Source organism: Mycobacterium syngnathidarum (genome assembly GCF_001942625.1).
Lineage (GTDB): Bacteria > Actinomycetota > Actinomycetes > Mycobacteriales > Mycobacteriaceae > Mycobacterium > Mycobacterium syngnathidarum.
The window spans coordinates 61,556-68,483 of record NZ_MLCL01000076.1; the positions used below are offsets into that span (position 1 = coordinate 61,556).

Here is a 6,928-nt window from a genome sequence, read left to right on the forward strand (position 1 = left end):
CTAGGCGACGCCGAGGTAGGCGGCGCGAATACTGTCGTCTGCCAACAATTCCCGCGCATCACCGCTGCGGGTGACGTCGCCGGTTTCCAGAATGTAGGCGCGGTCGGACCGGCTCAGGGCCTGCTGGGCATTCTGCTCGACCAGCAACACCGTGGTGCCCTGAGCGTTGATCCCAGAAATGATCTTGAAGATCTGCGATATCACCATCGGGGCCAGCCCCATCGACGGCTCGTCGAGCAGCAGCACCCTGGGCCGGGCCATCAGCGCCCGGCCGATGGCCAACATCTGCTGCTCCCCGCCCGAAAGGGTTCCACCCACCTGAGATCGCCGCTCGGCCAGCCGTGGGAAGGTGTCGAACACCCAGTCCAACCGCTCATCATGCTCGGCGCGGGTGGCGAACTTCCGCCCATAGCAACCCATCTCCAAGTTCTCCAGCACAGTCATCCCCGGAAATACCCCACGCCCCTCGGGAGCCTGGATCAGCCCGTCGATAACGCGCTGATGCGCCTTCACCCGGGAGATGTCGCGGCCCTCGAACCAGATCGAACCCGAGGTCAGCGGCCGCAAGCCCGAGATCGCCCGCATCATGGTCGTCTTGCCGGCGCCGTTGGAACCCAGCAGGGTCACCAATTCGCCCTCGTGCACCACCAGAGAAACCCCGTGCAACGCCTTGATCCGGCCATAGTGCACCACCACATCGCGTACCTCGAGCAGCACCGGAGGGCTCGTCTCAGCCGAGCTCGTCATCGGGCACCCCCAGATATGCGGCGATGACCTTGGGGTCCTCGCGGATGTTCCGTGGCAACCCGTCGGCGATCTTGCGGCCGAACTCCAGGACCACGATGCGGTCGGTCACGCCCATCACCAGGCGCATGTCGTGCTCGATCAACAGCACGGTGTAGCCGTCGTCGCGGATCTTGCGGATCAGCTCGATGAGCGAGGCCTTCTCGGCCGGATTGAACCCGGCGGCCGGTTCGTCGAGGCACAACAGCTTGGGCTCGGTGGCCAACGCACGCGCGATCTCGAGGCGTCGCTGGTCGCCGTAGGGCAGATTCTTGGCCTTCTCCTCGCCACGATGAGCGATCCCGACGAAATGGAGCAGCGCCGCGGCCCGTTCGATGGCCGTCCGTTCCTCGCGCCGGTGCCGCGGGGAACGCACCAGGGCTCCGGGCACCGAGGTCTTGTGCCGCGCGTCGGTGCCCACCATGACGTTCTCCAGAGCGGTCATCTCGCCGAACAACCGGATGTTCTGGAACGTGCGGGCTATCCCGCGTCGCGTGATCTGGTGACGCTTGATCCGGCCGAGCGGGGCGCCATCGAAGTTGACGGCTCCCGAGCTGGGCCGGTAGACGCCGGTGATCGCGTTGAAGCAGGTGGTCTTGCCCGCGCCGTTCGGTCCGATCAGACCCAGGATCTCACCACGGCGGATGTTGAAGCTGACCGAATCCAGGGCGACCAGACCTCCGAACTTGACCGTGAGATCGACTGTCTCCAGCAGGATCTCACCCTCAGCAGCCTGGATCTCGCGGTGCACCCCGGCCAGTTCTTCGACGCTCTCGGTCACACCGGACGTAGGCTCCGTCATAGCACCGGCTCCTTGTCCGACGAGCCGCGCAACAACTGTCGAGCCGATCGGCCGTAGGTCAACAGCTGCTGACGCACGGGGAACAGACCCTGCGGCCGAAAGATCATCAGCACCACCAGGGCCAGACCGAAAAACAGATACTTGAGGTCGCCGAGGTTGATTCCCAGAAACTCCACCCCCAGCAGCCGGTTGGGCAGATAGACCACCACGAAGGCACCGAAGATGACACCGAGCTTGTTGCCCTGCCCACCGAGCACCACTGCGCACAGGAACAACATCGAGTTGATGATGTTGAACGTCGGCGGTGCCACGTACTGAACCTGGCCGGCGTAGAGCGCACCCGAGAGGCCGCCGATCGCGGCACCGATGACGAACGCCCACAACTTGAAGCGGAACGCGTTGACGCCCATCACCTCGGCGGCGTCCTCATCCTCGCGGACTGCCACCCATGCGCGCCCGACCCGGCTGCGCTCGAGGTTGCCGACCAACAGCAGGATTCCGACCATCAGGATCAGGCCGAGCCAGAACCACCAGGTCCCATAGTTCGCCTCCCCAGCCGAGTTGCCGCTGGAGAACACCCCGTTCGGCAGCTTCTCGCTCTCCCCCACCCGCGGGTAGGCAATCTGGTTGAGTCCTCGTGAACCGTTGGTCACATCGGACAGGTTGTCGGCGAGCAGGCGGATGATCTCACCGAAACCGAGGGTGACGATCGCCAGATAGTCGCCGCGCAACCGCAGGGTGGGCGTTCCCAGGATGAGCCCGGCCAGGGCGGTGACCGCCATCGCCAGCGGAAGGCAGGACAGCCATGCCCAGTCCTGGCTGAAGAACCCGTTGGGGCCCACCTTGTTCCACGGACTGTCGGGGCTGGTCAGCAGCGCCACCGTGTAGGCGCCCACCGCATAGAACCCGACGTAGCCGAGGTCGAGGAGGCCGGCCTGCCCGACCACGACATTGAGCCCGATCGCGATGATCGCCACCATCGCGAACTGCGCCATGGTGCCGCCGAAACTGATGCCGGTGGTATTGAGGAAGCCGGGAGTGAACAACGGCAACAGGCCCAGCAATCCGAAACCCACAACGCCGACAAGCCATTTGGCGATACGCGGCAGGCTGGACCACCATTCGCGAATGGCGTCGCCGGGGGCCAACAGCGTTTTGGTCAGCGACCCGGCGGACTGTGAACCCTGTTGCTCGTTCATACCCGCGCCTTCCCGAGGCTCTCACCGAGTATGCCGGTCGGCCGGAACAGCAGCACCAGTACCAGCAGAACAAACGCCACGACATCACGCCACTGCGTACCGAATACCGCCTGCCCGTAGTTCTCCATGATGCCCAGCAGCAACCCACCCAGCAGGGCACCCCGAAGATTGCCGATGCCACCCAGTACGGCGGCCGAGAATGCCTTGATGCCGAGCAGAAATCCGCCCGAATAGATGATGCCCTGCGGCACCTTCAACGTATAGAGCAACGCCGCCGCACCTGCCAGCAGGCCACCGATGAGGAAGGTCCGCATGATGATTCGCTCCCGCGAGATTCCCATCAGCGTGGCTGTGGTCGGATCCTGCGCGACCGCTCGGATACCGCGGCCGAACCTCGTGCGGTTGATCGCGATGTCGGTCAACACAGCCAGCACCAGCGCGGCGCCCACGATCACCAATGTCACGTTCGACACTGACGCGCCGAAGATCGTGAACTGCGATTTCGGCTGGACCAGCACGATGGGCTGCTGGGCGTTGCTGCCGCCGTAGCCCTTCAACAGCTTCGGCAGCACGAAATGCACGAACTCCTGCAGTACGAAAGACATTCCGATGGCGGTGATGAGGAAGGTCAGCGCGCGAGCATTGCGTTTTCGTAGCGGCCGGTAGGCGATGAATTCCAGACCGATGGCCGCCGAGCCCGAGACCAACATCGCGAACAACATGGCAATGCCGAGATACAGCACGGTCAGCGCGACACCCTTGTTGTAGGCGTTGCCGCTCGGCGAGAAACCCAGGATCACATCCAGACAGAAGTAGGCGCCGAACATGCCCAGCATGAAGATCTCCGAATGGGCGAAGTTGATCAGCCGCAGCACGCCGAAGACCAAGGTGTATCCCACCGCCACCAGCGCGTAGATCGCGCCCCAGGACAAGCCGTCGATCGTCAGCTGCCAGAAACCGTCTCGCAGGCCGTCCAGGTTGAAACTGATGTTGGCTGCCAGGCAGGCGGATTGCTCGGCGCACTGGAGGATCATCCGGCGGCGGCTCCTGACTTTGCGATGTGTAGCGAAACGCGTCCGAGCCCGGGCTGCGGGCTCGGACGCGTTTCGTCAGAGGACTACTTGACTTCGTACATCCAGATCAACGTGGTGGTCAGCTCACCCTTGTCGTTCCACTGGTACTTGCGGGCAACACCCTGGCCCTCGTACTTGCGGACGAAGTCGAGCAGCGCCGGCCGGGTGATGGCACCGGAGTCGATGCCCTTGAGCAGGATGGTGCCCAGGTCATAGCCCTCGGTGCTGTAGGTACCCGGCACCTGGCCGAACTTCTGGGTGTACTCGTCGGAGAACGTGCCGGTGGCCGGGCCGCACGGGCAGGACAACAGCGTGCCCTTCGACGATTCGCCGGCCTGGTTGACGAACTGCTGATCCTTGGTGCCGTCGGCGCTGACAAAGGTCGCCGTCACGCCGCCGTCCTTGAGCTGCTGCACGAACGGCGCGGCCTCGGCGTAGTAGCCGCTGTAGAACACCGAGTCGGGAGCCGCCCCCTTGATCTGGGTGACCGCGGCCGAGAACTCCTTGTCCCCCTTCTTCACCGAGATGTTGCACGACGAATCGGCAATCGGGCCAAGGGTTTCACGTACCGCTATGGCCAGACCGAGGCCGTAGTCGGTGCTGTCGTCGACCACACACACCTTCTTGTTGCCCAGCGTGTTCTTGAGGTAGTTGGCAACGGACGGGCCCTGCACGCCGTCATTGGCCAGGCCACGGAAGAACGTGCGCCACCCGTTTTCGCTCAACGTCACGTTGGTGGCCGACGCGGTGGCCGCGACCAGACCGGCCTGGTTGAACACGTCTCCGGTGGCCTTCGTCTCACCGGAGAACGCCGGCCCGACCAGCCCCACGATGAACGGCTCGTCGACGATCTGCGGCGCCACCCCGGTTGCCTTCTGCGGATCGCCTTCGGTGTCAAAGCTCTTGAGCTGCACCTGGCAACCGGCATTGGCGGCATTGTGCTTGTCGATTGCGAGCTGTACGCCGTTCTTGATGTTGATGCCCAGCGCGGCGTCGGGACCGTTGAGCGCGCCCATCATGGCGATCATCACCGGCGGGCAGGTGGCCTTCCCGTCTCCGGCAGGGTCGGCAGGGGTGACCCCCTCGGCGGCGTTGACCTCGGCACCGTTCTCGTCGATCTGGACCTTCTCGACAATCTTCAAGTCGGTCTGCGATGCCTCACCTTGCGGTGAGGATTGGTTACAGCCGGCAATCGCCAGGGCAACCACACCCGCACTTCCGAGAGCAAACGCTTTCCGTGCCACGCGACCGCGCACGCTTCACCTCCGGGTCAGAGTTGTCAGCGGCACCGGCGCCTGTCCTGGTGAGGGCCGGGCGCCGGAGCTTCGGGTAGAACATAGCCAACGACCGGTCCGAGTGCGGGATGTTGAGTGAATGGTCCTTGCGCGGATCCTGGTCGAACGCGCGATATCGGCCCGGCAGAAACGCACAATTAACAGCCGGGCCCTCCGGTCAGCTGTCCTGCGCCGGGGATTCCTCTGAGTCCTCGAGGGTTTCCAGCACCACCTCGGCCACCCGTTTCATGGTGGTCCGGCGGTCCATCGCGGCCCGCTGAATCCACTTGAACGCCTCAGGTTCGGACATCTGATGCTTGCTCTGCAGCAAACCCTTTGCGCGCTCGACCAGCTTGCGCGTCTCAAGCCGATCCCCCAGTGTCGCCACCTCGTTCTCCAGCGCAGCGATCTCGCTGAACCGACTGACCGCCAACTCGATGGCCGGAACCAGGTCGGTGATGCTGAAGGGCTTGACCAGATAGGCCATCGCCCCTGCGTCGCGGGCCCGCTCGACCAACTCCCGCTGGCTGAACGCGGTCAGGATCACGATCGGGGCAATGCGCTTGCTGGCGATCTCAGAGGCGGCGTCGATGCCGTCGCGGCGCGGCATCTTGACGTCCATGATCACCAGGTCCGGGCGCAGCGATTCGGCGAGTTCGACAGCCTCCTGACCGTCACCGGCTTCGCCGACGACCTCGTAACCCTCTTCGCGAAGCATCTCCGCGAGGTCGAGGCGGATGAGCGCTTCGTCCTCGGCGATGAGTACGCGGCGCGGTCTGTCAGCGTCTTTCGGTGACCCGGTCATGGGAGACATTGTGTCGTGGAGGCCGCTGTTCGGCGAGCGCGGGGGGATCCTCTATGGTGGTAGGCCGCAGTACTGATCGGAACGCCCTCGTATCCCAACTGGCAGAGGAAACGGATTCAAAACCCGTACAGTGTGAGTTCGAATCTCACCGAGGGCACCACGCCTCGATCAAAGGCAATGAGCACAGATTCCCGACGGACGCGGCGCCGAACCGCCTGACGGCACCGTCACCGCCCTGTAGGTTAGGCCGAGCGCTGCGTTGTGCGCGCCGGTAGCCGTGCCAGGAGGATCCGTGAAAGCCGTTGCGAGAGTAGTGGCATTCGGGATTGTCGAACTCTTCGCATTCGGCTTGGTGCTGTTCTCGCTCGCCGGGACGCTCGACTTCTGGCAAGCCTGGGTTTTTCTCGTGGTGTTCGCATTGTCGACCTGGATCCCCAGCATCTTCCTGCAGCACGCCGACCCCGAGGCCCACCGGCGCCGTAAGCATGCCGGCCCGGCAGCCGAAACCCGGATGGTGCAGAAGGTCCTCATCGGCGCCTGGTACCTCTCGCTGGCGGCAATGGTGGTGATCAGCGCCCTGGACCATCGATTCGGCTGGTCGTCGGTGCCGGCCGCGGTCTGTGTGGCCGGTGACGTCCTGGTCGTCGTCGGGTTGGGGATCACCAGCCTGGTGGTCATCCAGAACAGTTTCGCGGCCTCCACGGTTCAGATCGAGCAAGGCCAGAAGGTCGTCTCCACCGGTCTGTACGGGGTGGTGCGGCACCCGATGTACACCGGCAACGTGCTGACCATCGTGGGCGTTCCCCTCGCGCTCGGCTCCTACTGGGGCCTGCTGCCCGTCATCTCGGGCCTCATCATGCTGGTCGTGCGCATCCGTGACGAGGAAAAGCTGCTCGTCGAAGAGTTGGACGGCTACCGCGAATACGCGCAGCAGGCGCGCTACCGGCTGGTGCCATATATGTGGTGACGGCCCACCCGGCCCTGCCGCCGCC

General features: G+C 64.3%; 7 protein-coding genes and 1 tRNA gene. 2 read left to right on the forward strand and 6 right to left on the reverse strand.

Annotated features, from left to right (window positions below):
* The 6 genes from BKG60_RS20880 to BKG60_RS20905 all read right to left on the reverse strand — a co-directional run bounded on the left by BKG60_RS20880 (position 1) and on the right by BKG60_RS20905 (position 5,936).
* Positions 1–747 carry an ABC transporter ATP-binding protein gene (locus BKG60_RS20880; RefSeq protein WP_070189422.1) on the reverse strand — a complete coding sequence of 249 codons (747 nt, stop codon included), beginning with the start codon at positions 745–747 and terminating at the stop codon, positions 1–3.
* Positions 731–1,585, reverse strand: coding sequence for an ABC transporter ATP-binding protein (locus BKG60_RS20885; RefSeq protein WP_070189421.1), 855 nt, complete (start codon positions 1,583–1,585; stop codon positions 731–733). Before BKG60_RS20885 ends, BKG60_RS20880 begins: the two co-directional genes overlap by 17 nt.
* Positions 1,582–2,784 carry a branched-chain amino acid ABC transporter permease gene (locus BKG60_RS20890; protein ID WP_070189420.1) on the reverse strand — a complete coding sequence of 401 codons (1,203 nt, stop codon included), beginning with the start codon at positions 2,782–2,784 and terminating at the stop codon, positions 1,582–1,584. The genes BKG60_RS20885 and BKG60_RS20890 overlap by 4 nt, the downstream gene beginning before the upstream one ends.
* Positions 2,781–3,818: a branched-chain amino acid ABC transporter permease gene (locus BKG60_RS20895; protein WP_070189419.1), complete on the reverse strand. Its 1,038-nt coding sequence runs from the start codon at positions 3,816–3,818 to the stop codon at positions 2,781–2,783. The genes BKG60_RS20890 and BKG60_RS20895 overlap by 4 nt, the downstream gene beginning before the upstream one ends.
* 83 nt (positions 3,819–3,901) lie before the next feature.
* Positions 3,902–5,113 (reverse strand): branched-chain amino acid ABC transporter substrate-binding protein, encoded by a 1,212-nt coding sequence (locus BKG60_RS20900; RefSeq protein ID WP_070945753.1) that lies wholly within the window; start codon positions 5,111–5,113, stop codon positions 3,902–3,904.
* A gap of 196 nt (positions 5,114–5,309) precedes the next feature.
* Complete coding sequence (locus BKG60_RS20905) at positions 5,310–5,936, reverse strand: ANTAR domain-containing response regulator (RefSeq protein WP_070945754.1); 627 nt, start codon at positions 5,934–5,936, stop codon at positions 5,310–5,312.
* Between the two features lie 83 nt (positions 5,937–6,019).
* On the opposite strand from BKG60_RS20905, the gene BKG60_RS20910 reads away from it, so the two are divergent.
* Together BKG60_RS20910 and BKG60_RS20915 are read left to right on the forward strand one after the other, a co-directional pair.
* Positions 6,020–6,096 (forward strand) — tRNA-Leu (locus BKG60_RS20910).
* Between the two features lie 132 nt (positions 6,097–6,228).
* Complete coding sequence (locus tag BKG60_RS20915) at positions 6,229–6,903, forward strand: methyltransferase family protein (protein ID WP_070189416.1); 675 nt, start codon at positions 6,229–6,231, stop codon at positions 6,901–6,903.
* Positions 6,904–6,928 lie beyond the last annotated feature (25 nt).